This is a genomic window from Staphylococcus sp. HMSC62D11, from assembly GCF_001839145.1.
GTDB lineage: Bacteria > Bacillota > Bacilli > Staphylococcales > Staphylococcaceae > Staphylococcus > Staphylococcus lugdunensis.
Window position 1 is genome coordinate 144,834 of sequence record NZ_KV840199.1, and the last position, 693, is coordinate 145,526.

A 693-nucleotide genomic window follows, 5' to 3' on the forward strand; every position below is an offset into this window, starting at 1 on the left:
CATCTGTTGTTGTGTTCGTTAATGTTACTGATGTACCATCTTGACCTTTATCACCTTTCGCGCCTTTTGGAATAGTGATTGAGTGGTTATCATTAAATGTTACAACTGTTTCACCTTGAGCATTTTTAGTGATTTCTTGAATACCTACTGAATGTCCGTCTTGGCCTTTTGGTACAGTGATTGAATGACCATCGCTAAAGTGAACTACTGTATTACCAGCTTGATCTGTTTCAGTTCTTGTTATTGTGATTGATGTGCCGTCTTGGCCTTTATCACCTTTCGCGCCTTTCGGTACGGTTACTGTTTTACCGTCACTAAAGTGGATAACTGTATTGCCGTCTTTATCTAATTCAGTATTTGTTACCGTTATTGATGTGCCATTTTGACCGTCTTGGCCTTTTGGTACAGTGATTGAATGACCATCGCTAAAGTGAACTACTGTATTACCAGCTTGGTCTGTTTCAGTTCTTGTTATTGTGACTGATGTACCGTCTTGGCCTTTATCACCTTTCGCGCCTTTCGGTACGGTTACTGTTTTTCCATCACTAAAGTGGATAACTGTATTACCGTCTCCATCTGTTGTTGTGTTCGTTACTGTCACTGATGTACCATCATGTCCATTTTGGCCATCGTGACCTTTTGGCACAGTCACTGTTTTTCCGTCACTGAAGTGGATAACTGTGTTGCCAGCTC

Annotated in this window: 1 pseudogene; it reads right to left on the bottom strand. The window is 41.1% G+C overall.

The window, feature by feature from the left end:
• A pseudogene (locus tag HMPREF3267_RS10925) lies at nt 1–693 on the bottom strand (DUF4988 domain-containing protein); the annotation flags it as partial.